Origin of the sequence: Porphyromonas canoris (assembly GCF_000765975.1) — a bacterium.
GTDB classification, from domain to species: Bacteria; Bacteroidota; Bacteroidia; order Bacteroidales; family Porphyromonadaceae; genus Porphyromonas_A; species Porphyromonas_A canoris.
In genome coordinates, this window is record NZ_JQZX01000015.1 from 112,677 (window position 1) to 136,212 (window position 23,536).

Consider the following 23,536-nt stretch of genomic DNA (forward strand, 5'->3'; position numbering starts at 1 on the left):
CTTCTACGGATATTATAGGGAAGAAGCCCTAACACGTGTGCACCTCCTTAAAATCCTTCTGTAAAAATTTTATGCCTTGCTAGCATACAAGCTCCTACGACTCCTGCCATATCTCCGAGTTGTGAATTCCGGAGCGTGGTATCCTGGTTGACCATATTAAGAGAGTACTTTCGGATGGCTGTTCTAAGAGGTTGTATGATATAGTCTCCTGTCTTACAAAGTAGTCCCCCAAGAACAACAACATTCGGATTAAAGAGATTGATCAATCCGGAAATATGTTTTCCCAACTCCTGTCCGATCTCTTCAAGAATCTCTATGCAGAGGATATCCTCTTTTATAGTTGCCTCCAAGATTTCTTCGAGCGATACATTTTCTATTGTCTCAGAAGAATAGTTCTTTTCTGCAAGCAGAATAGAGCTACTTCCGTTCTGAATTCTGTTTATAAACTTTCGATGTATGGCACTTCCGGAAGCCTCTGTTTCAAGACAGCCTTTTTTCCCGCAACGACAAATGATTTCATTATCATAGGCGTGGATGTGTCCAAACTCTCCGGCAAATCCGCTCTTACCATTGTAGGGCTTACCATTGACGATAACTCCGAGACCCAATCCCCAAGCAGCATTTACGAAAAGCATATTAGACTCCATCGGAGCATAATGAGTGATGTATTCACCATAAGCACACGCCCTTGAGTCATTATCAATATAGGTCTCTATGCCAAGGTGCTCATTAAAATAGTTAGTCAAAGGCTCATTGAAGAAGTTAAAGTAGCTATAACTATATCCGGTCTCCGGATTTACCCGACCAAACATATTGATCTCGACACTGAATATCTTATCTCGATCCACAGTCGGGCGAGCCAAAAATATCTTTATCTCCGCAACAATATTCTGGAGACACTCCATTGTATTCTCAAAGCGAAAAGGCATCTCCATGGATGTCTCCACAATCTCTCCGGCAAAGTTCATCAAAGCAATGTTGATGGTATTGACTCCGAAATCAATCCCCAAAAAATGCGCACAATCCGCATTCACGCCATATAGGAACGGGTGTCTTCCTCCTCCACCAGCTTCAAGTTTTCCACAATCCCCAATCCAGCCGGATTTGCAAAGCTCCATAACAATCTTGTTGGTAGTGGGCAGACTCAATCCTAAATTCTTTGCGATACTGGTCAAGGTAGAGTTTCCTACCCGTAACAGGTATGCCAATATTTCTCTTTTCTGCAAAAGATTCTTTCCACTTGACTGTAAGGAATGTTCTAACTTCTTATTCATTGCTGCATTGCGAGGATTTATCTATTGATGATGCTTCTGTGCAAATATAGATAAAACTATTTGTTTAAGAGCCCCTAAAAAGTGACGATTCTCAAATTTTCTACAAGTGGGAAACAATGGATACAAAAAAGCAATAAAACCCCGGAATCATACGTAAAATCATCACAAAACAGCAGAAAAAGCTCTTTCCCACGACATGAAAAGAGCTTTACATCACATTTGTTTCAAACAGGATGCCTCGCAACTTGAAGCTAAGGATTGTCTATTCTACAATATCCCATCCGGGACAAGAACTGACGAATACGAGAATAAACAACCGGAGTACAAGGGACAAGAGGCAAACGAAGGACATTCTCAATAAGATCCATGCAGTGTAAAGCACTCTTGATACCACTTGGGTTCCCTTCCACGAACAGGAGTTCATAAAGCTCGACCAACGACCGCTGCACATGAGCAGCTTCGGCAAACTTCCCTTGACGACAGAGAGAAACCAATCCTCCAAACTCTTTCGGAAGAGCATTCCCAATAACAGATATCACTCCGTCTCCTCCCATAGAGATATAGCTGAGGGTCGAGCTGTCATCCCCACTAAAAAGAGCAAAGTTTGACGGTCGTTGTTTAAGTATTCTCTCTATCTGGGTAATAGATCCCGAAGCCTCTTTTATTCCAATGACTTTGTCAGGGAACGCTTGTGAGAGTCGTAAGACAGTTTCCACCTGCATATTGACACCCGTACGACCGGGGATATTGTACAGAATCACAGGTTTAGAAGATGCTTCTACTACCTCCGAGAAGTGTGCATACAGCCCCTCTTGAGACGGTTTGTTATAGTAGGGTGCCACTGAGAGTATTGCAGAAATGCCCTCCATAGGAAAACGACGTATTTTCTTGCAAAGCTCTCTTGTGGCATTCCCTCCCATACCGACAACGATAGGGACTCTCTTGTCCACTACCTTCTGTACAAATGCAACTATCTTGATCTGCTCTTCTTCTGTAAGAGTAGGTGTCTCAGCCGTTGTTCCCAACGTCACCAAAAAGTCTACTCCTCCTGCAATCTGAAACTCTATCAATTTCTCAAGAGCTGAATAGTCCACCTCATAGTCAGAAGTAAATGGAGTAACAAGAGCCACCCCAAAGCCTCCTAAAGTATTCGTCTTGCAGGTCATAGTAATAATAGAAAAGCTATTTAATAATCAAGATAGCATGAGCTATGCTTTAACGACGATCACCTCTATTTCCACAAGTCCGTTCTTTGGCAATGTCTTCACTGCCACAGCCGAGCGTGCAGGGTACGGAGCTTGGAAGTACTTGCCATAGACTTCATTCATCTCTGCGAAATAAGCCATATCGGCAAGGAAAACGGTCGTCTTAACCACATCGGAAAATGTGCAACCCACTTCTGTCAAAAGAGCCTGAATATTCTTGAATATCTGTTCACACTGAGCTGTAACATCTGTCTCTGAAACGAAAGCTCCTGCAGCCGGATCAAGGCCAAGCTGACCCGAAAAATAAAATATCTGTCCGGCCTGAATACCTTGGCTATAAGGACCAATAGCTGCAGGAGCATTAGTGGTGTTGATTACTTTTTTCATCTTAATTCTGTTATGTATTAGGTTAGATTATAAATATTGTCTTGTTTTTATCGCTGCTTCACTGCCTCATACATTATAATACCGCCCGCAACGGAAACATTGAGAGAACCGATCTCTCCTAATAGAGGAATGGAAACCAATTCATCTGCCAATTCCATCGTCAAAGGAGAAAGCCCTGTATCTTCTGCTCCCAAAACCAAAGCAAGAGGACCGGTGTAGTTACCCTTTGTATAGGTAAGATCACTCTTCTCGGTGGCTCCAATGATGCGCACACCACTATCTTTCAAATAGTGAAGAATATCTCCCATGGTTCGTTCTCGACAAACGGCTATACGACTAAGAGCTCCGGCAGAAGTCTTTATGGCATCTCCATTTACAGAGACGGTATTCTGCTCCGCTATCACAATAGCATCTACCGCAGCACACTCGCAAGTCCGGGCAATTGCACCAAAGTTCCGAACATCCGTTATTCCGTCCAAAACTACAATAAAAGGATCCAATCCCTCTTCATAAAGGACCGGAATCACTTCGTGCAAACGATAATATGTTGTAGAGGCCTTAAATGCTATAACCCCTTGGTGATTTTTACGAGTAAGACGATCGAGCTTCTCAACCGGCACTTTCCGTATAGGAATACTGCGCTCACCGACTGCTGTAAGAAGAGTTTGCATCAGATCACTTCTACTCTCTCTACGTACAAATATCTTATCCAACTCCTGCCCGGCTTCAAGAGCCTCTATCACGGCACGAAGTCCAAATATCATTTCGCTATCTTTTACTGCCATACGAATCTGTTTTATCATTTATACTGTTTGAGAAGCACCTTTGCATTATGGATAGCTTCGTCCGTCAGGACACTTCCACTAAGCATTGAAGCGATCTCTTTTTCTCTCTCTTCGTAGGAGAGATGATCTATATGAGTATTATACTCTCCTTGTTCATTCTGCCTCTTAAATACTCGAAGCTGCTCTTGTGCCAATGCCGCAATCTGGGGTAAGTGCGTTATGGTAACGACCTGTACTCGATGCCCCAGGTCCTTCATCATCAAACCCATTCTTTCCGCGATCTGCCCACTGACTCCGGTATCAATCTCATCGAATATGATTGTAGGAAGAGTGGAGTGTAGTGCTATTATGGCTTTCAGAGCAAGCATAAAGCGAGAAATCTCTCCGCCGGAAGCTATTTCATTGATCGGACGAAGCTCGGAACGATTATTGGCAGAAAATAGAAAGCGAACCTTGTCCATCCCATTTTCAGAGAGACTACCCTCTTCCCAATCCACCTCTATCCGGAATAATGCTCCTGCAACACCAAGTTGTTTAAGTTCTCTTTCAAGAGGTTCTGAGAGACTTTTTGCCGCCTCGACTCTGGACAGATGAAGCTCTCTTGCAGTAGCCAATACCTCGGCATAAGCTACATTCATAGCCTGAGCCATATCTTCAAGTTCACTTGAGCCGTTTCCTATCGCACTAAGAGACTTCCTGTAACTCTCTTGCAGCTCAAGCAACTCTTTTGTATTCTCTTTCTTATGCTTGTGAAGGAGTGTCTGTATGAGATCCATTCTTTGAGTCAGCTCTTCAACCTGAGCAGGATTTGCGCCAAAAGCATCTATCTTTTGGACACACTCTCTGGACAACTCCTTTAATTCTATCTTGACACTCTCCAATCGCTCGGCGTAACCCTCTGCATCTGTCCAATAAGAGAGGACACCCTGCATAGCTTTGGCAGCATCCTCTATCTGAGAAAGAGCAGAAGGAACATCATCTGCATCGGACAGGTATGCAACCTTTCCTATTGCTTCTGTTATTTCCTGTGAGTGCTGCGCCTGCGACAGTATGCTCTGAATCTGCTCCTCTTCCAGCGGTTTAAGGGAAGCCTCGGCAAGTTGGCGATACTGATACTCTATGTACTCACGTTCGCTACTTTGCCTTTGCAACTCTTCCGTTCTTCTCTCCAAAGCTTTTTTTAGAGATTTGTAGAGTTGGAGCTGTTCCCTGTAACGAGAAAGTATCTCTCTGTTTTGCCCGACAACATCAAGCACGGAGATCTGAAAGGAAGACTCTCCTATCAGCATATTGTTGTGCTGAGAATGGATATCTATCAATCGCTCTCCGAGAGTTCTCATCTGTTGAGCGGTTACCGGGGTATCATTTATGAAAGCCCTGCTCTTACCGGAAGCCAAGATCTCTCGACGGAAAGTGCAGGTATCGTCCTCTGCATCCAAATCTTCCTTATTCAATATCTCCTTAATATCGGAAAGGGATGAAATATCGAACGTTGCTTCGACAACACTTTTTGTCTCTCCTGCTCGAATAGTCTTAATATCTGCACGACCTCCAAGTATCAAGGCGACAGCACCTAAAAGAACAGATTTTCCGGCTCCGGTTTCCCCTGTGATAGAGGTCATTCCGGAAGTAAAATCAATCCTTGTTTCCTTAATGAGAATAAAGTTCTTAATGTAGAGAGACGTTATCATAATACTTGTCTACAAATGTAGCGTTTTTGTCGGGAACAATCTCTTTATGAGAGCCACAACTTTAGGCTCTTTACCCATAAGTCGGATCACCTCATCCACTTTAGCATCTTCCCATATCCAAAGCCACGATCCCTTTTCGGGAAAAGTCTCAAAAGTCTCCAAACTTTTTCTTATCTCATCTTTTGCCTGCTCCGAATGCTCCATAAGACGATCCAATCCCTTACGATGATAAAGATACCAGACAGTCAATAGCTGTTCCGAAAGATCTGCAACCAACGTAAATCTACTTTTGGAAAGAGCATTGGCACCCCATCCGCTCCACTCTCCACGAGAGGCAGCACTCTTGGCAAGAGTGGTAGCTTGTCTTAAGTAAGACACTCCTCCGTTCTCTTCAAAACTTGAGAGCCAAAGTCCCAAAGCGACCCCTCTGTAAAAAGACAGGAGTGCTTCAAGTTGGGATGTAGGTTCTTGCTGATAAGCTATAAGTGTTCGAGAAGACTGATAATCAAAAACGACCTCTTTATCGTACCACTTGAAAAGAGTGCTGTACGCGGAAGAGTGATACACCGGACGCCTCACGTCTATGGTTATATCTGCCACGATACGAGAAGAAGCAACTTGCCTGGGATAGATTGTCAGCAAAGCCATAGGGATCGGTACCTCTATCTGCCTCTCCCCGGCATTAAGATAAGAAAGGCTCTCTCTTTCCAAGCTGTTCATCGCCTGCCTTTGGTGAGACGGCAAAGCGGAGGCATCGATACGCACAGAAAAGAACTGTGCCGAACTTTGTGCCTCTATCTCTTTGATGGAAAAAGAGACAAGCAAAGAGAAAAAGAGCAAGAGCCTTAAGAGTCTCATCAGAACAAGATTCGCACTATTTCTTTTGCCACATCGGCTTTAGACATAAGAGGAAGATCGTGTCGCTTTCCGTCTGCTTCCAAGACCGATACTTTATTGGTATCCACGCCGAACCCGGCACCTTCGTGAGCCATAGAGTTGAGGATGATGGCATCAAGATTTTTACGCTTCATCTTATCCAAAGCGTATGATGTCCCCTCTTCTGTCTCCAAAGCAAAGCCGATCATCTTTTGATGCGGTTGCTTTATGGCTCCGATTCCTGCCGCAATATCCGGATTGGCAATGAGTTCCAAGTTCCACACCTCTTTCTTCTCTCTTTTGACCTTATCCCCTTCCGGAGAAGCCACTCTATAATCTGCAACTGCTGCACAGAATATGGTAGCATCCGTCTCTGCATCGAAACAAGAACGCACCGCAGCCCCCATTTCCAAAGCAGAGGTTACTTTAATCAGTTGACTCACCTCTTTATCGGACGGCATCACAGATGCAGGACCGGTGATGAATATCACTTCTGCGCCCTCCTCGTGCAACGCTTGAGCCAGAGCCGTTCCCATTTTCCCGCTGGAGTAGTTACCGACAAATCGCACCGGGTCTATCTTTTCATGAGTAGGTCCGGACGTTACTATCACTCTTTTCCCTAAAAGTCTTTTCTCTCTGGAAAGAGATTCCGATACCCTGCGGAAGATCTCTTCCGGCTCCTCCATACGCCCTTTACCGATAAGTTTGGAGGCAAGAAAACCCTCTTGAGGAGAGATAATGATGCAGCCTCTCTCTTGAAGTCTTTGGAGATTTTCTTGAGTAGTAGGGTGTGCAAACATATCTAAGTCCATTGCCGGAGCGATATAGACCTTTGCCCTGGTGGAGAGATAGGAGGTGATGAGCATATTGTCTGCCACACCGTAAGAGCACTTTGCAATGGTAGAAGCCGAGGCAGGAGCTATGATAAAAGCATCCGCCCACAATCCCAAGTCCACATGGCTGTGCCACTGACCGTCTGCCTTGTCGAAAAACTCGGATATAACCGGTGCTTGAGACAGCGTGGCAAGCGTAAGCGGAGAGATAAACTCCTTTGCTGCAGGCGTCATAATTACCCGCACTTCTGCTCCGGCTTTCACAAACAGCCTTACAAGAGTAGCGGCTTTATAGGCTGCTATACTTCCTGTTATCCCTATGACGATATGTTTATCCTGCATCATTTTTATTTATTTCTTTGGTGCGTGTATTTCGGCATACACTTTCATGAACTCCAACTTTGTGTTACGAGGAAAGTCCGAAGACAATATCCAGTCGTAATACCCGGGATCTCTTTTCAACACTTCGGCAGCAACCTGATTGCGATACTTGCCAAAGGCGATCACCTTTTCATCCTTATCGTTCCACTGCAAACGCCCTGCGTAGTCCACCACGCGGCGCTGCTTGGTGTACTCATCCAAGAAATCCACATCTCCTTGCAGGTCATCATATCTGTCGAGCTGCCCTAAAAGGACCTCATACGTAGCTATCGTATCTGCCTCTGCAGAGTGTGCGTCCACCAGCTCTTTATTGCAGTAAAACTCATAAGCCGCAGCAAGAGTACGCTGTTCTTTCTTATGGAATATCACCTGAACATCTATCACTTTTCTGTCGGAGAAGTCCACGGGAATTTCTGCCCTTAGAAACTCCTCCACAAGCATGGGTAAATCGAATCTGTTGCAGTTGTATCCGCCAAAGTCGCAATTCTCTAAGATGCGAGCCAGATCCTTTGCTATGCTTTTGAATGGGGGTTCATCTTTGACATCCTCATCCGATATGCCGTGTACCGCTGTCGCTTCTACCGGAATGGGTATTTCGGGGTTGATCCGTCGGGTTTTCGTCTCTGTATCTCCATTTGGATAGACTTTGTGGAGAGAGATCTCCACTATTCGGTCTTTGGTAATATCCGTACCGGTAGTTTCAAGATCGAAAAAAACTAACGGCCTTTGAAGTTGAAGCTTCATTTCTCAGTCTGTATAAGTATATCAAAAAGCAGATACGGAACAGTCCCGAAAGAGCGCTCCGCATCTGCTTCTATTGTTCTGTTCATTACCTCATCAGAGGCATAACCATTGCTTTCAGCTCTACATTTTCCGGAAGAGAGGCAGGCATTACCAGACCGGGAGCGGTCTTGTCTCCGAGTTTGAACTGAAGAGTATCGGAAAGGTCGAATGTAGAGAATATGTCAAGAAGATGATTGATCTTGAAGCTTATGATCATATCCTCTCCCGAATAGGATACATCCATATACTCATCCGCAGAGGTGGAGTAGTCTATGTCTCGACAGCACATTCTAAGTGCATTTGCCTTGAGATCCAGCTCTACCATTCCCAATGTTTTATCCGAAAACATCGACACACGTCTCAGGGCTGCCACGGTCTTTTGACGATCCACTTCCAACACGTTAGCCTGTTCTTTCGGAAAGACACTGCGGTAGTTGGGATACTTCCCGGCTATCAGACTGCAACGCAAAGTAAACTCATCGCAGCTCATGATCGTATGTTTGTCTCCCACATGAATATTGATAAGGCTTTCCGGGTCCAGCTTCTGTAACAGAAGACGAATAAGCAACGACGGCTTTCGCGAGAGAATAAACTCCACCGGAGCAGCAACCTTCACATCGCTGTTGGAGTAAAGCGCAAGAAGAAATCCGTCCGTTCCTACAAAAGAGAGCCTGTCTTCTCTGGCATCCACACAGATACCGGTTGTGATAGGGCGTGCTTTGTCCTGACTTGTGGCAAATAACGTATAAGCAATTCCCTCGTCCAACACTTTTGCCGGTACGGCATAGCTCGGAGCATCTTCCCTTAAAGGGTCCATCACAGGATATTGATCTGCCGCCTCTGCCCTGTAAACGAACTGTCCGTTAAGGTAAGAAACCACAGTATTAAGATCGGCTTCGTTGATATCAAAAGTGATAATCTGCTCCGGTATCTCTCTTAAAGGCTCCAGCAAGAAAGCACTCTTGACTGCAAAAGAGAAGTCATCCCCCTCTTGTTCATCCAGATCCATCCATGTTTCAAGTCTGTTTTCCCCATCGGAAGAAGCCAAAAAGAGCTTTCCGGCACGCACTTCAAACAGAACGCTTTCTAAGATTGGCACACTATTCCTTGATGCAATAAGGCGACTGAGTATCTGAAGTTGCGCATGAAGCTTTGTGTTTGAGACCTTAAATTTCATATATGTAGATATTTAGTTTAATTCTTCACGACCATTCCTCCCATCTGTTTTCAGGAGTCTTTACCCGGAGATCTCTTGCCCTCGGTTGCCGTACAACTCTTCCGAAATAAGGGTATAAGAGGCAGTAACAGAGGAGACATCACGTTGTTTTCGTACAAGGATCTCAAAGAACAAATATACATAAATTGGTCGGATGGGCAATTATTGTAAGTGAGGATGTCCTTAACTCCAATACAAAAGAGGAACTTGTATGGTTTGAATATTTTTCACTCTTGTGTACCACTAATCTCTCAAGCAGCCAAGAGGAATTACTTTGACACCATCTGTGCGAGTATATGCCATTTGTCCTCCGGTCAGAATTATCAATAAATCGGGTTCTCGTATAGGCATCTGCCGCTCTTGTTTGTTGTGTTCTCGGATGAGTCGTTTAAGTTCCAGCAGATGCTCAGCTCCCATATCTATTTCTTTGCTTCCAAGCTTACATTCTATAAGCGCATATCTACCATCCTCAAGATGAAGTACTATATCGGCTTCAAGCCCATAACGATCATTATAGTATGAGACATGACTGTTTACATCCATGGTGTAAGCCCTGAGATCTCGTACGCACATCTGTTCAAATATGAAGCCGAATGTTTTTAGCTGAACCGACAACGCCTCCGGAGACATCCCGAGCAGTGCGACAGCAATTGACGGATCGCAAAAACTTCGTTTGGGAGAGCTTCTAATAGCGGTTTTACTCCGGATCGCCGGGCTCCATGCGTCTATATTCTGTATGACAAAAAGGTTCTCCAAGGCTCTTTCATAATCATTGAACGTATCCATGGACAAACAGACTTCTCCGGAAGCCGTAATATCAGACAAAAGTGTAGTTTTCTTTGCGAGAGTGGATATATTACGAGCATACGAACGCAATAGGAAATCTGCGGTCTTTGTATCTCTCTGCCGTCCATCTATGCGTGAAATATCCTCACTGCAAACCGTGCGTACATAATTTTTCGCAATAAGCAGCTGTGCCTTATGTGAGCGGGCAAAAAGAGAGGCAGGCCAACCTCCCCGAGAAGCGGCGAATATAAGATCTTCTATACTCATTTTTGATGTTTTACCATCGATATCGTAGTTCGGATCATTGAATAGATTTCGCAGGGAGACTTCCCCTGCTGAGTCCCCGGACTCCCATAAACTCATTGGAAGCATCTTCATACGAGCTATTCGTCCTGTGCCGGAGTGTAGGATTTTGCTTTTTTCTATCGCATTAGACCCGGTGAGGATAAACTGACCGGGCAATCCACGCTCATCGACTTGAGTACGAACCGCATCCCATAAAACCGGAGCATCCTGCCATTCGTCTATAAGCCGAGGCACATCTCCTTTGAGCAATAATGAGGGCTTGGAAGTCGCAGTAGCAAGATACTCTTCTCTCATATCAGTATCCTGCATTTTGATAATACTTTTGGCAAACTGTGCTGCCGTAGTTGTTTTACCGCACCATTTCGGACCTTCTATCAGCACTGCACCAAAGGCATCGAGAAGATCTTGAAGCATTGCATCGGCCGTTCTTTGAAAGTATTCCATATACTGAATATTATAAAGACAAATGTACGAAAAGAGTTTTTCTAAAGCAAATCCATTCGGTGTTTTTGTGGCATTTCATTCGGTGTTTTTGTGGCATTTCATTCGGTGTTTTTGCGGCTTGTCCGCTATCTTTTCTCAAAGGATAATCTTCTTCCCTCTATGCAAGTTCTCTAAAATTGAAATACTCTATGTTCATTTGGAGGAGATTATTCGGATCAATGCTGCCGGGAAAGTTTGCCCGTCTGCCAAACAACTGTTTATCGAACCCTCCCACTATATTTACTTTTATACTATTAGTAGCGTCAATATGATGTTTCTACGGACAGGTTTATTATTGAACCTATCGGGTGCTTTTGAAGCCCTCATAAGGAGCTTTTCCGAAGCACTATTTTTATATATTCCATCCCGAAAAATGCTCACTTTTTTCGCGCTCTCTATTTTGATCGGAGGGGTCATTTTCAGAGCGCGACCGAACTGTTAAATTTGCCCTGTTTTATTAACATAAATTCCGATACCTGTTCATCAAAAACAGTAAACAAGCATATTTTGTCGGCTTAACGTGTTTAATTTTTCAACGAACACGTTTAGTGATTTCATTAAACACGTTTACCGGATTCGATAAACGTGTTTAGCCAAAACCAATAAAATGCTAACAATCAGCCATCTACGTATTTTCGTCCCCAAATATACCTGAAAAAGCAGATTTCTTTATTAGGAAACATTTACAGAAAAGGGCGTTGAAATTTACACCTATTAACGCGAAAAAGCCCCATGAAATGGACTGAGAAAAAATTTTTTCCAAATTCGCGATTTTCAGTAAAACCCTGATTAAAAATCCATTACAACGATTGATTGATTTGATCTTCAAGAAGAGAGAGACGGAAGAGGTACCTGAGAGGAGAAAATTAACAGCTCCGTTTTTATATAAAAGCTCCCTGAAAATGCTGCTTTTTTGCCCTCGTCAAAGCAGTTGAAAAGTGATAAAAACAACCTCGTTTTGGAACAAAAAAGAAGCTGCGCCTTATCTGCTCCGAAAATGGCAGACAAGGCGCAGCTTGTTTATCCTTTTATACCTTCCCGAAGATCGGGAACGGCTCTTTTGGGGATCTTACTTGATGTATTCGGCGATAACTGTGCTGAGTTCGCTTGGATTGATACCGCGCTTTAGGATCACGCCATCAGGGCTGATAAGCATAAGGTGAGGAATACCGTTTACGCCGTAAGCAGTAGCACCTGCACTCTCTTTATCGAAAAGGTTTTCCCACACGATACCGTGCTCTTCTTTAGCCTTTTCGTTTGCTTCAAACTTGTCCCAAGTAGCAACGCCAAGTACGCGAAGACCTTTGTCTTTATAAGCATCGTAGGCTTTGCGGATATGTGGCATGGCTGCCTTGCAAGGACCGCACCAAGAAGCCCAGAAGTCTACAAGAAGATAGCTCTTGCCGTCCATGAAAGAAGAGAACAACACTTCTGTTCCATCCTCTTGAGCAGCTGTGAAGTCTACGTAATTAACGCCTTCTTTTGTGGCTTCAAAGTTCTTTACAGCCTCATAGCCCTTGAGAAGTCTTGGGCTCTTCTTTACCATATCGGAAGCTGCTTCATACATTTGTACGAACTCTGCATCTTCCAAGAATGGTCTTGCGAACTCGAAAGATACACGACCAAGAACGTTTTCTTTGTTGGCTTCGTAGATGGCAAGGGCTTCTTTCTTCAAGCCTGCAATAACTTCCTCTTCCTTAACGCCATAGAGAGAATCTTTTTGCTCTTCTTGCAAAGTAGAGTCTGCCATCAAAGTGTTGCCGTATTCCCTTAGATCCTTGATAGCAACTCTGCGTGTCTTGATCAAAGAGCTCCAAGAGTCTGCAAGAGGAGTACCGGCAAAGTCTACCTTAGGAGCAGTACCTTCTGCCACCGGATTTACTGTAACGGTAAGGTTACCCGGCTCAGCGATAAAAGAACCTGCAATGTCTTCTACCTTGAACACCAAATAAGCGATAGTGTCTGCTGTAATAGGAGCAAAAGTAAACTTACCTGCTTCCACCAATACTGAGTCCACCACTTTTTCGTCTTCCGAATAGATGTAGGCATACTTGCCGTCAAGAGAACCATCCGATACGGTACCGGAAATAAGTGCCTCGTTTTTTGAAGTGTTACAAGCAGTGAGCAACAGCGCTGCACTCATAACACCGAAAATAAACTTCTTCATAATAAAAATAAATGTTTGTGATAATCTTCTTGTCTTAAAGTCTCTGAAAGAACATCCAAAGATGGAGCAAAGGTACAAATATTTAGTCGGTTAGCTCATATTTAGAGAAAAACTTTTGTGCCGACAGTGATATTTTGGAGAATTTTATACAAGAGAGGAAAACAAGAGTATCTCTCAAAGTGCAATCCTCACACCCTTTTCTGCAAATGCAAACGGCTCTTCTGTCTCAATGAGATAGTATCTTTTCAGCATTTACACATTGCACACTTCCCTGTTTTTTGTTCAATTATTTATATCTTTGCCCAATAAAGATACTTGGAGGTCTGTTTACGACTGCAAGACAATGGTAGTCCGATCTCTCTAAAACGAAGCAGATAAGAATGCAACTCCTACAAAACAAACTCAGAAAGTTTGATGCCGACAAGAAAGCAATAGCTGCCGGTATATATCCATACTTCCGAACTATTCAGAGTGAACAGGGTAATGAAGTGATCATAAACGGGAAGAAAGTGCTGATGTTCGGATCGAACTCCTATCTCGGACTCACCAATCATCCCAAAGTAAAAGAAGCAGCCGAACAGGCAACCAAGAAATATGGTACGGGCTGTGCAGGATCAAGATTCTTGAATGGTACACTCGATATACACCTCGAACTGGAAGATGAGTTGGCAGACTTCCTTGGAAAAGAAGCCGTACAACTCTACTCTACCGGATTCCAAGCAAATGTCGGAGCGGTCTCATGCGTTACCGGTCGGGAAGATTACATTCTCTGGGATGAGAGAGACCACGCCTCTATCATAGAGGGACACCGTTTGTCGTTCTCGACAAAGCTGAAGTTCCGCCACAACGATATGGATTCGCTCGAACAGATGTTGCAGAAATGCGAACCGGACAGAGTGAAGCTAATTGTCGTGGATGGCGTATTCAGCATGGAAGGAGACCTTGCTCCTCTACCGGAAATAACCCAGTTGGCAAAGAAGTACAACGCAGCCGTCATGGTGGACGAAGCGCATGGCATCGGAGTGATGGGCGATATGGGACGAGGAACATGCGATCATTTCGGAGTGGTCGATGACGTCGATCTCATCATGGGAACATTCTCCAAGTCTTTTGCATCCCTCGGTGGCTTCATCGCCGGAGACAAGGACACCATAAATTATCTTAAACATCATGCCCGTTCTTATATCTTCAGCGCAAGCTGTACACCTGCTGCCACCGCAGCTGCTCGTGCTGCTCTGGAGATCATGAAGACAGAACCATACTATATAGATAACCTTTGGAGGCTTACGCACAAAGCGCTTAGAGGTTTCAAGGAACGCAATTTCGAGATCGGCGCAACCTCTACACCTATCATTCCACTCTTTGTCAGAAACAATGAAAAGACATTCATGATTACCAAAGAGCTGTTTGAGAGAGGGTTATTTGTCAATCCGGTTGTTGCTCCTGCCGTAGCATCGGGAGATACGTTAATACGCTTCTCGCTCATGGCATCCCATACCGACGAGCAGCTGGATTTCGCTTTAGACCAGCTCCAAGAGGTGTTCATAAAATATGGTGTCATAGAACAATAAAACAGAAGAAGCTCGATCGTCATCGAGCTTCTTCTGTTTTATCACTGTGATAGGAGCTATCGCTTGTACTGTCTAAACCAATTGTCCTCTTCAAAGATCTCTCCCCAGACGGAGCGGAACTTCTCTATCTCTTTCTCCCGATCCCTTACGGCAGATAGAGAAAACAAAGACACAGCACCAAATAGATCTCTCTTCTTTCCGGCAAGAGCCGGCTCCGTCTCTCGAAAATCCTTTCTCCAAAGAGACAAAAAAGTAATTGAGTCGTTCTCCGATTTGGCTAACTGTTCGATATAAAAGTAAGCACGAGACTCCTCTGACCGGTCTGAGACATAAGGCGGACACAGTCGCTTCTTTTTCCCATGCTGTTGGTACCCGGCAATTGCTCTGATCTCCCACGAAAAGGGAATGAAAGAGAGCTTTTTCAAGAAGTACTTTTCTGTGGTACGATCGCCTGTCCTGTTGGCAACATCCCAGCCTATGAGCGAGGCTCTCCACTTTAGAGAGGGGAAAGAGTCGCTTCTGACAAGTTGTTGAAGAAGCATTGAAGCCCGGTTGTAATCCGCACTATCCAACGCATTTTGAGCGTTGGCCACGAGAGCCGAATAGCTTCTGCCGGTGTACAAATCATACTCCCGGCGCAGCTTTGAAGAGGGTGCTTCTCTATCTATCTCTTCTGAAAGAGGGTAAATCAACTGATGAGACGGGATCAAAAACAGGTTTCTCTCATGCTCTTGCAGCAGTTCTTCAAACCTTTCGGAGCTTTTCACTCTTGCGTTGTACTCCTTCCCTTTGTTCCAAATACGGCATCCGGAAAGAGTTAGAAGCAGAATAAAGAAAAGAAGAACCCTAACGCACCTTCTGTGTTGCCCATTTTGCCAGCCAAGCGAAGCCATAAGAGATACAAAGAAGAACTATAATGGTAGCCCCCGTAGGCAGATTCAAGAAATAACTGCCGGCTAATCCGACCAGCGCTGCCAGCATGGAGATGGAGATAGAGAGCAGTATGATTTTCTTCAGATCATGAACATACAAAGAGGCAATCATCTGCGGAATGGTAAGCATACTCATCAACATCATCACTCCCATCGTTCTTATCGTAAGGACAATTCCTATGGAAAGAAATCCTATCATAAAGAAGCGCACAACCCCAACACCTTTTGCACGTGTGGAAGCGTACTCAGAGTCGAACATGATAAAGAGCAACGTCTTATAATAGTAGAGCACCAAAGGTATCAGGATAGCAAGAAAGCCGATCAACATCCAGAAATCGGCTTTTGAGACCAACAGGATATTTCCGAAAAGGTAAGCGGAAAGGTTGGGAGCATATCCGGGCGTAAAATGACTGAAAAGAATACCCACCGCCATACCTAAAGACCAGACAGCAGCAATAGCAGAGTCTTCTCTCACTCTCCCTTTACTGCTTAAGCCCTCCACCAAAAAGCCACTGCCCAATGCAAAAAGAGCAGCCGTATATATCGGATTTACGCCTAAAAAGAAGCCCAGACCAAGTCCGCCGAAAGAGGCATGCGTGATACCTCCGCCGACAAATACCATTCTACGAACCACCATAAAGGAGCCGATAATCCCCGTGAGTACGGAGATCAGCAGTGCCACAGCTATCGTATGCAGCAGAATATCGGTCATACGCTATCGGTTATGCTCAGGCAGAGGGATGGGTATAGCTGTTTTCTAGAGCGGAATAGTCTCTCATTTCGTTCACGATCAAGAATAGTTCGTCCTTGATAACAGCAGGAAGCGGAATGTTTCTAAGCTGAATGCTCCTCGCCCATCCGGGAACATCTTCTTGCTTGAGCGTGTAAAGGACATCCCGGAAACTATCTTCATCTTCCGCTGTATAGAGTGCCGGATCCATTCCGGCATATCTATCCAGCTCTTCATCATCGTAATACTCTATCTTGGTACTCACTCCGGAGTGAAGGCTATCCTTGATGCACGTCAGGTGCATACCGCAACAGCCTTCCGGGCGTTCCTTTTGTTCCTGTTGCCGTTCCTCTTCGGATAGAGGTTTACTCCTGAGCAGTATTCCTACCAGAACAGCCGTAATCACCGCTATACCTGAAAGTATGATCCATGTTTCCATATACAGTAGATTACAGAGTCTTTTCCTGTTATTTTCTATACGGACGTATGACGAAGCCGAAAGCGGTCTCTTCCACCGGCACTAAGAACTCTTTTCTCACACCGGGTCCGCATGTTGCAGTACCTATACCCATTTGGCGATGATCCAAGTGTACTGTTACATCCTCTCCATCGGGCAGATGATGTTGGTGAGTGGCTTTACGGATAGAGCTGTCGCTGTACGGATAAGCACTGAACTGGAACAGCTCCTCACCGAGTGCTTTTACATACAACCCCTTACCTCTTCCGTCTGTAATCTCCATCCAGCGAGTACCTGTTCTGTTACCCGTAGCTTGCGGACGCACATAGTTGTGGAACATCTCATCGACGCTTCGAGAATCTATCCGAACGATGCCGGCATCTGCTCTATCCACGTATGTTTCGTACGGAGCACGTCCCAAATATTTCACGTTGCGGAACTCCTTGGACATCGCAAAGGCGAGTCCCAAACGAGCCACAGCCTTCAACACTTCTTGGTTAGGCTTCCAAACGATGGATATTTTCACCTCTCCTTGAGCACCCTTACTGATCTTTTGTTCTGCAAAACCGAGTTTCTGACCGCTTCTGCCCAGTAGTTCCAGATTCACTATGGTAGATCCGTCTTTCTGTGCAATAACGGAAACCACCTTTTGTTGCAGGCTATCTATTCCGGAAGATTGCCATGCACGGTTGCCATGAGCATCTCTAATGTCGTTATCCGTAGGCGGTCTCCAGAGCGATATGGCTATCGGTGAGGTCAGCATTTCCTCTCCATCCAATGTCAAGGAAGAGATTGCACCGGTTGTTTTATCTATGCGATACTCCACTTTCTCCTTACCAAAAGTGCGAACAGAGGGCTTTGCCGGAGCAATAGGAAGTGCAAACTGATCGTAAGCAACCCTCTTTCCGTCCGGAGCACACCACTCTATGTAGAAAAATCTTTCACCTACACCTTCGAGTTCTTTATCGAAAGCGATACGCATTTCGCCTTTTGAATCGGGAGCGAGATCCAGATTCTCTTTGCCATGAACAAGCATATTTCCTTCGCTATCGAGCACATTCCACTCGGCGTGGAAGGCATTCGTATTGGTGAAAGCGTACCAGTTGCGTACCTCCAAGCGGACTTCTTTCGGAGAAGCAGAGAGCAGGCTGCTCTTTATATTCTGATACACCTTCTGTACTTCTGCCAAATGAGGGTGAGGAGTACGGTCTGCGGCAACCAATCCGTTGGTACAGAAGTTCCCGAAGCTGGGAACATTCTTCGGGCCATAGTCGCCACCGTATGTCCAGTAACTCTTACCGCTCTTCGGATCGACCTCTCTGAACGACTGATCCACCCAGTCCCACACGCAACCTCCTTGTGCTTTCGGATATTTCTCAATGACATCCCAGTAAGTTCTGAAGCCACCCAAGCTGTTACCCATAGCGTGAGCGTACTCACACAAAATGAATGGACGGTAGATGTCTTCCCTTGTTACATACTCCTCGATATGCTCCGGTGAGCGATACATTCGGCAGTATATGTCTGTGTTGTACGCCTCTTCGGATCTTTCGTACTGTACCGGACGAGAAGTATCTTGCTTCTTGAGCCAGTTGTATGTTGCTTCAAAGTTCACCCCGTTTCCTGCTTCATTACCGAGCGACCAGATGATAACCGATGGAGTATTCTTGGTTCTGTGATACATTCTCTCGGTCCGCGCCATGTGGTGAGCCATCCAGCGTTCATCCTTAGCGAGCGACTCTTTTCCGTAGCCCATACCATGGCTTTCGATGTTCGCTTCATCTATCACATACAGTCCGTACTGATTGCAAAGATGATACCAGTAAAGATCGGTAGGATAGTGCGAGTTTCTTACCGTATTGATGTTATGCTCTTTCATAAGGAGTATATCCTGAAGCATCTCTTCACGAGATATTGTGCGACCGCGTTGCGAGTGCTCATGACGATTGACCCCCTTTATAAGTATCGGTTTCCCGTTTACTTTTAACAGCCCATCGGCAACCTCTACGGAACGGAAACCTATCTCCATTCCTGTCTGATAGATCGGAGTACCTTTCTTATCCTTGAGTTCTAAACGGAGTGTATAGAGATTGGGATGCTCCGCACTCCATGCTTTCACATCCGGAAGTACGACCTGCGGGAACTGTACAGCCTTAGATCCTTTGCCCTTGATACTCGCGGAAGAAGAAGCGACCGTAGCCCCACTATCATCAAGAAGCATATAAGAGAGTTCGAGAGCACTTCTGTTGTTATTGAACAGCTCGGCACTCACATCAAGGATACCGTTCTTGTACTGCTCTTTGTCCAATGAAGCATTCAGAGAGAGGTCTTTGATGTAGCTTTTAGGCGTGGAATAGAGAAAAACATCACGCTCTATCCCGCTGATACGCCACATATCCTGACACTCCAGATAAGAACCGGTGCTCCATCTGTACACCTCTATCGCTATGGTATTGCTCTTATCGTCTCCAATGCGAACATACTCGGTAAGATCCCATTCGGTGGCAGTCTTCGAGTCCATCGCATATCCCAACTTCTTTCCATTGACCCAGAGGTAGTAGAAAGAGGATACACCTTCGAGCCTCAACAGTACTCTCCGGCCTTTCCATGCAGACGGAACGGAAAAAGAGCGACGATAAGAGCCCACCTCGTTTGCCTCAGTCGGGACATAGGGCGGATTCTTCTTGAATGAGAAGAGCGGAGAGTCGAACTCGTATGTCTCGTTCACATAAATGGGAAGCCCGTAGCCCTGTCTCTCCCAGTTGCCCGGGACATTGATAAGATCCCATTTGGAGACATCATAATCCTCCTTATAAAATTCTCTCGGTGCTTTCTCCGGGTTACGCACCCAAGAGAAATGCCACTTGCCATTCAGGCTCATGAACGAGGGCGAAGCCTCTCGATCATATCTCTTTATCTGCTCTGCCGTAGCAAATGGCAGCAGTCCGGCATGAGGTTTAACACCTCCTTCTCCGGTCTTAAAATTCGCCTGCCATTCGGGCAGATTCTTGTCGGTTGATTCTTGCGCAACGGCTACACTACCCAGCAAAGGCAGAGCCATGATGAGCGCCATAAGGATATACATAGTAGAACATCGTTTCATAGTATTACAAAGTTACATTATTCGGTGCAATAGAACAAGAACAGAGTGTTTCTTGATGATATTCTCCCTGCTCGGTGTGGTGCTTTTATATAAAAACGGATGGCAAAAAATCCGGTGAAGAGGCGGCATGAGGCTTCCTCGCATTTCCCTTCCGGGCAAGAGACAAATCCGCAAAAATATGACACACAACGAGATACAAAAGATCGCGAATTTGGGAAAAATTTTTTCTCAGTCCGTTTGATGGAGCTTTTTTGCGTTAATTCGTGTGAATTTCAACATCCACTTCTGTAAATAAGCCTTAATAGGATTTTGCCTCCAAAAACAGCAAAAAAGAGGGCAAAATAGATAAACCACTATCTTTCAACGCCATAAGCAAAAATTCTAAACACGTTAATTGAATCCGGTAAACGTATTAAATGAAATCGGTAAATACGTTTACCGATTTCGGTTAATACTTTAAGCCGACAAAATATACTGCTTTATCGTTTTGAGTGAATCTGCATCAAAAATCGTGTTAATAAAACAGCCCGAATTTAACAGTTCGATCATGCTCTGAAAACACTTCCTCCGATCAAAATAGAAGCAGGAATTTTCGGGGCATTTCACTCGGTATGGAATATATAAAAATCTCTTCGGCAGATGGTCCCAAAAAGTTTTTTGAAAAGGCAAAAGTATTATACATTAAGACACAACTTATAACAAACCGACTTGCATCAAAATAAAAATAAGTTTCGTAGCTTTGTATCCGGTGGCTTTACGTTAATACAAAGCCTTATGAATTAGAATGTTATTAACACACAAACTTCAATGAAAACAACACAAAACATTAGAAATATTTTCCGGATGGCACTGCTCGTCACTTTGTGCGGCCTCATCCAAGCCCCTAATGCCCTTGCAGACATCCGCTCTACCTCATCAGTCCTTATCTCTACTCTTTCAGATGGAGACGATGAGGACGACAAAGATGATGACGATCTCGATGGAGTAGATGGTCCTTACATCGTAGGAGAAACGCTATACAGGGTAGACACACAGGACAACCTGCTCAAAGAAAAAGTGGACAGAAGCAGACCGATACGGGTAGAGGTAAAAAATGAGGACAGAGACCACTTCACCCTCTTTCTTCGTTCCGGTTTCAAGGTGTCGCCCGGAACTATACCGATGCCGGATAAACTGGTTGCAATATCAGATGTTGAAGGGAACTTCGACGGATTTGCCTCTTTCCTCCAAAGCAATGGAGTGATAGACCGAGAGTTCCGATGGAGCTTCGGGGAGGGGCATCTTGTACTCGTAGGCGACTTTGTGGATAGAGGCGACAATGTAACAGCGGTACTCTGGCTGATCTACAAACTGGAACAGGAGGCAGCACAAGCAGGTGGAGCGGTACACTTCATACTGGGCAACCATGAGCTGATGAATATGCAGGGGAAGTTCCGGTACAATCGCGAAAGGTATGTTGCCGTAGCCCGGAAGATAAGCAGATACGACGATCCGAAAAAGGCAGTGCGGTACATCTTTTCCGAGACAGAGCTGGGCAGATGGCTTCAAACCAAAAACGGCATCATGAAGATAGGTTCGACCCTCTTTGTACACGCCGGTCTTTCACCCGAAATATTGGACCACAACCTCTCGATAGAGGATATAAACCGAATATCAAGAGCCAATCAGACAAAAGATCTCTACGGACACCCCGGAGAAGATCCGAAAGCCAACTTTCTGTTAGGAGCTAAAGGTGTGTTCTGGTATAGAGGCTTTGTATCGGCATACAAGGACAGATACACCAAGATAGAGCAGCACCGGCTGGATGAAATACTGAACCGCTACGGAGCAGACAGGGTGGTGTTCGGACACTCTGTCGTTGAGGATATTGTTCCGACATTCAATGGCAAAGCAATCAACATAGACCTCAAACACGGCCAAAAGAAACAGACCGGCAAGACCAAAGGTCTTCTTGTGGAGAGAGGTGTATTTTACAGCATCGATGACCTCGGCAATCGCAGAAAGTTATACTAAGACTAAAAGCGTGTAGGAGCCATCCTCTCTCACGGAAACATACTCAACAGCACCTTTCCTACCACATCTCTCGTGGCGCGATAGGTGCTGTTGTGGTTATTGACCATAATGCAGACCGCATAAGTCTTCCCTTTATAGGGGATATATCCGGCATAAGTAACCACCTGCCTCATGGATCCGCTTTTCAGTTGAGCCTTTCCTGCAAGAGAGCTATTCTTGAGAAAGTTTTTTACACTCCCGTCCTGCCCAACGAATGGCAGCGTACTGCGAAACAGCGCACCGCGAGGAGAGCGATGCTCTTTGGCAAGCAGTTCGGAGAGGAATGCCGGAGACAGTCTACCGTATGGCGATAGTCCGCTGCCGTCCATCAAGTCTGCCTCTTTCAGCGATAACCCTCTGCCCGTCCAATAAGCTTCGAGATCTGCCAATGCTTTCTGGAAAATATTTTGCCCGGCAAGGTGTTTTCCTTGAGGAGAAGCTATTGCAAGCAGAAGCTGTTCGGCAAAGAGATTGTGGCTGTGCACATTGGTGATCTTCGCTATTTCGAGAAGCGTCGGGGAGAGGTGCCTGTACAAGAGTATTGCCTCCGAGGGGAAGTCCATCGTTTGATCTGCAGGAAGAGCAATGGAAACACCATTCTGCCGGAGAACGGATGTGAGTCTTCGGGCAGCAAAAAGTGCCGGAGAAGGGATGCTTCCACGTATGGTTACACTCTCTTTATCTGCCGGGAAAAGTCCGTAAACGGTTCTTTCGTAAGAGTTCAAAGCTCCGGTGATATGCAGACTGTCGGTACTCTTTCTGCCGGACACTTCAAAACTTTGGCGGATATTCAGTTCCGGGACATTCGGAAAGACTCTGACATTCCGCTTATCCCGATAGATCGTGAGGGAATAGGCATTATCGTAGAGACAGAGCCGGGAAACGTGAGGAGCATAATGGTTGCCAAGATCGGTGTGAAGCCAGTACGGATTTATGGAGAACAGGTCTGCTTCGGATACCGGAGCCAATACTCGTCCGACAATCTGACGTATGCCGAGTGCTTTAAGCTCTTTCAGCACAGCAGAGAAAAGCGTATCTTGAGGTGTATTGGTGAGAAAACGAGAGCCGAGAGAGGGATCTCCTCCCCCGATGATATAGAGATCGCCATTCAAGATACCGCCTTTCTCTATGGTGCCGGTATATCTGACCTCTGTGGAAAAGCGATAATCCGCACCCAAAACTTCGAGTGCGGTAGCTGTGGTTATCACTTTCATCACACTTGCGGCAGTGAACAGCACATGGCTGTTTTGAGATAAAATCTCTTTCCCGGTATCGGCATCCCTGACGCTTATACCCAGTAAAGCATTCTTTAGGGGTGCAACAGAAGATGAGGCAGGCATCCTCTGAGAGTAAGCGGAAGCATATCCGAATGAGATAAGAATAAGTGTAAAGAGGTGTCGAAGTCCAATCATACAAGTCTAAATCTTTTTTACGTATTTCTTCAAAGATAGCGATCTTTTGCTCGCGACCCGATATTTCGAGCGTGAATCTTGTTAAGACAGCTCAGTAAAAAAGGCA

At 45.2% G+C, this 23,536-nt stretch carries 18 protein-coding genes; 2 read left to right on the top strand and 16 right to left on the bottom strand.

Translation table 11 applies throughout. From position 1 onward, the window contains the following. Positions 1-47: 47 nt before the first annotated feature. The 11 genes from HQ29_RS09070 to HQ29_RS09125 all read right to left on the bottom strand — a co-directional run bounded on the left by HQ29_RS09070 (position 48) and on the right by HQ29_RS09125 (position 13,173). The gene (locus HQ29_RS09070; protein ID WP_036869355.1) at positions 48-1,274 is read right to left on the bottom strand and encodes an ROK family transcriptional regulator; all 1,227 of its coding nucleotides are present in this window, start codon (positions 1,272-1,274) and stop codon (positions 48-50) included. Between the two features lie 251 nt (positions 1,275-1,525). Further along, a complete protein-coding gene (gene dapA, locus HQ29_RS09075) occupies positions 1,526-2,440 on the bottom strand; it encodes a 4-hydroxy-tetrahydrodipicolinate synthase (RefSeq protein WP_036869357.1) in 915 nt (304 codons plus the stop codon). Between the two features lie 42 nt (positions 2,441-2,482). Next, a complete protein-coding gene (locus HQ29_RS09080) occupies positions 2,483-2,866 on the bottom strand; it encodes a RidA family protein (RefSeq protein WP_036869359.1) in 384 nt (127 codons plus the stop codon). A 47-nt stretch (positions 2,867-2,913) separates the two neighbouring features. Beyond that, a complete protein-coding gene (gene rlmB, locus HQ29_RS09085) occupies positions 2,914-3,669 on the bottom strand; it encodes a 23S rRNA (guanosine(2251)-2'-O)-methyltransferase RlmB (protein ID WP_235318048.1) in 756 nt (251 codons plus the stop codon). Then, positions 3,666-5,342, bottom strand: coding sequence for a DNA repair protein RecN (gene recN, locus HQ29_RS09090; protein ID WP_036869361.1), 1,677 nt, complete (start codon positions 5,340-5,342; stop codon positions 3,666-3,668). The genes rlmB and recN overlap by 4 nt, the downstream gene beginning before the upstream one ends. Before the next feature lie 9 nt (positions 5,343-5,351). Then, positions 5,352-6,200 (bottom strand): type IX secretion component PorD family protein, encoded by an 849-nt coding sequence (locus tag HQ29_RS09095; protein ID WP_036869362.1) that lies wholly within the window; start codon positions 6,198-6,200, stop codon positions 5,352-5,354. Continuing rightward, positions 6,200-7,396: a bifunctional phosphopantothenoylcysteine decarboxylase/phosphopantothenate--cysteine ligase CoaBC gene (coaBC, locus tag HQ29_RS09100; RefSeq protein WP_036869364.1), complete on the bottom strand. Its 1,197-nt coding sequence runs from the start codon at positions 7,394-7,396 to the stop codon at positions 6,200-6,202. The genes HQ29_RS09095 and coaBC overlap by 1 nt, the downstream gene beginning before the upstream one ends. A gap of 6 nt (positions 7,397-7,402) precedes the next feature. Then, the gene (locus HQ29_RS09105; RefSeq protein WP_036869366.1) at positions 7,403-8,176 is read right to left on the bottom strand and encodes a 3'-5' exonuclease; all 774 of its coding nucleotides are present in this window, start codon (positions 8,174-8,176) and stop codon (positions 7,403-7,405) included. Between the two features lie 85 nt (positions 8,177-8,261). Continuing rightward, positions 8,262-9,392: a DNA polymerase III subunit beta gene (gene dnaN / locus HQ29_RS09110; RefSeq protein ID WP_036788311.1), complete on the bottom strand. Its 1,131-nt coding sequence runs from the start codon at positions 9,390-9,392 to the stop codon at positions 8,262-8,264. Between the two features lie 282 nt (positions 9,393-9,674). Beyond that, entirely contained in the window at positions 9,675-10,967 is a 1,293-nt protein-coding gene (locus tag HQ29_RS09115; protein WP_036865285.1) for an ATP-binding protein, read from the bottom strand. 1,108 nt (positions 10,968-12,075) lie between these two features. Continuing rightward, positions 12,076-13,173, bottom strand: a complete 1,098-nt coding sequence (locus HQ29_RS09125) for a TlpA disulfide reductase family protein (RefSeq protein ID WP_036865282.1) — start codon at positions 13,171-13,173, stop codon at positions 12,076-12,078. 380 nt (positions 13,174-13,553) lie between these two features. Between HQ29_RS09125 and spt the strand changes: the two genes are divergently transcribed. Next, positions 13,554-14,744 carry a serine palmitoyltransferase gene (gene spt, locus HQ29_RS09130; protein ID WP_036788325.1) on the top strand — a complete coding sequence of 397 codons (1,191 nt, stop codon included), beginning with the start codon at positions 13,554-13,556 and terminating at the stop codon, positions 14,742-14,744. Between the two features lie 56 nt (positions 14,745-14,800). Here the strand turns inward: spt and HQ29_RS09135 are convergent, their stop codons facing one another. The 4 genes from HQ29_RS09135 to HQ29_RS09150 are packed head-to-tail and all read right to left on the bottom strand — an operon-like array spanning position 14,801 to position 19,966. Continuing rightward, the gene (locus HQ29_RS09135) at positions 14,801-15,637 is read right to left on the bottom strand and encodes a hypothetical protein (protein WP_152565543.1); all 837 of its coding nucleotides are present in this window, start codon (positions 15,635-15,637) and stop codon (positions 14,801-14,803) included. Next, entirely contained in the window at positions 15,591-16,388 is a 798-nt protein-coding gene (locus HQ29_RS09140) for a metal ABC transporter permease (protein WP_036869370.1), read from the bottom strand. The genes HQ29_RS09135 and HQ29_RS09140 overlap by 47 nt, the downstream gene beginning before the upstream one ends. Before the next feature lie 16 nt (positions 16,389-16,404). Next, positions 16,405-16,845, bottom strand: coding sequence for a hypothetical protein (locus HQ29_RS09145; protein ID WP_052090052.1), 441 nt, complete (start codon positions 16,843-16,845; stop codon positions 16,405-16,407). Between the two features lie 28 nt (positions 16,846-16,873). After that, on the bottom strand, positions 16,874-19,966 hold the full coding sequence (locus HQ29_RS09150; RefSeq protein WP_036869372.1) for a glycoside hydrolase family 2 TIM barrel-domain containing protein: 3,093 nt from the start codon (positions 19,964-19,966) through the stop codon (positions 16,874-16,876). Positions 19,967-20,773: 807 nt separating this feature from the next. On the opposite strand from HQ29_RS09150, the gene HQ29_RS09155 reads away from it, so the two are divergent. Then, a complete protein-coding gene (locus HQ29_RS09155) occupies positions 20,774-21,979 on the top strand; it encodes a metallophosphoesterase (protein WP_036869374.1) in 1,206 nt (401 codons plus the stop codon). 29 nt (positions 21,980-22,008) lie between these two features. Here HQ29_RS09155 and dacB read toward each other — a convergent pair whose 3' ends face one another. Beyond that, a complete protein-coding gene (gene dacB / locus HQ29_RS09160; protein WP_036869376.1) occupies positions 22,009-23,430 on the bottom strand; it encodes a D-alanyl-D-alanine carboxypeptidase/D-alanyl-D-alanine endopeptidase in 1,422 nt (473 codons plus the stop codon). Positions 23,431-23,536: the final 106 nt, after the last annotated feature.

Coding starts and splice junctions, on each gene's coding strand:
- HQ29_RS09125 (WP_036865282.1), bottom strand. CDS start 13,173: ATGAAGAAGTTTATTTTCGGTGTTATGAGTGCAGCGCTGTTGCTCACT.
- HQ29_RS09080 (WP_036869359.1), bottom strand. CDS start 2,866: ATGAAAAAAGTAATCAACACCACTAATGCTCCTGCAGCTATTGGTCCT.
- HQ29_RS09095 (WP_036869362.1), bottom strand. CDS start 6,200: ATGAGACTCTTAAGGCTCTTGCTCTTTTTCTCTTTGCTTGTCTCTTTT.
- HQ29_RS09105 (WP_036869366.1), bottom strand. CDS start 8,176: ATGAAGCTTCAACTTCAAAGGCCGTTAGTTTTTTTCGATCTTGAAACT.
- HQ29_RS09140 (WP_036869370.1), bottom strand. CDS start 16,388: ATGACCGATATTCTGCTGCATACGATAGCTGTGGCACTGCTGATCTCC.
- spt (WP_036788325.1), top strand. CDS start 13,554: ATGCAACTCCTACAAAACAAACTCAGAAAGTTTGATGCCGACAAGAAA.
- HQ29_RS09155 (WP_036869374.1), top strand. CDS start 20,774: ATGAAAACAACACAAAACATTAGAAATATTTTCCGGATGGCACTGCTC.
- HQ29_RS09070 (WP_036869355.1), bottom strand. CDS start 1,274: ATGAATAAGAAGTTAGAACATTCCTTACAGTCAAGTGGAAAGAATCTT.
- HQ29_RS09115 (WP_036865285.1), bottom strand. CDS start 10,967: ATGGAATACTTTCAAAGAACGGCCGATGCAATGCTTCAAGATCTTCTC.
- recN (WP_036869361.1), bottom strand. CDS start 5,342: ATGATAACGTCTCTCTACATTAAGAACTTTATTCTCATTAAGGAAACA.
- HQ29_RS09145 (WP_052090052.1), bottom strand. CDS start 16,845: ATGGAAACATGGATCATACTTTCAGGTATAGCGGTGATTACGGCTGTT.
- HQ29_RS09150 (WP_036869372.1), bottom strand. CDS start 19,966: ATGAAACGATGTTCTACTATGTATATCCTTATGGCGCTCATCATGGCT.
- coaBC (WP_036869364.1), bottom strand. CDS start 7,396: ATGATGCAGGATAAACATATCGTCATAGGGATAACAGGAAGTATAGCA.
- dapA (WP_036869357.1), bottom strand. CDS start 2,440: ATGACCTGCAAGACGAATACTTTAGGAGGCTTTGGGGTGGCTCTTGTT.
- HQ29_RS09135 (WP_152565543.1), bottom strand. CDS start 15,637: ATGGCTTCGCTTGGCTGGCAAAATGGGCAACACAGAAGGTGCGTTAGG.
- rlmB (WP_235318048.1), bottom strand. CDS start 3,669: ATGATAAAACAGATTCGTATGGCAGTAAAAGATAGCGAAATGATATTT.
- dacB (WP_036869376.1), bottom strand. CDS start 23,430: ATGATTGGACTTCGACACCTCTTTACACTTATTCTTATCTCATTCGGA.
- dnaN (WP_036788311.1), bottom strand. CDS start 9,392: ATGAAATTTAAGGTCTCAAACACAAAGCTTCATGCGCAACTTCAGATA.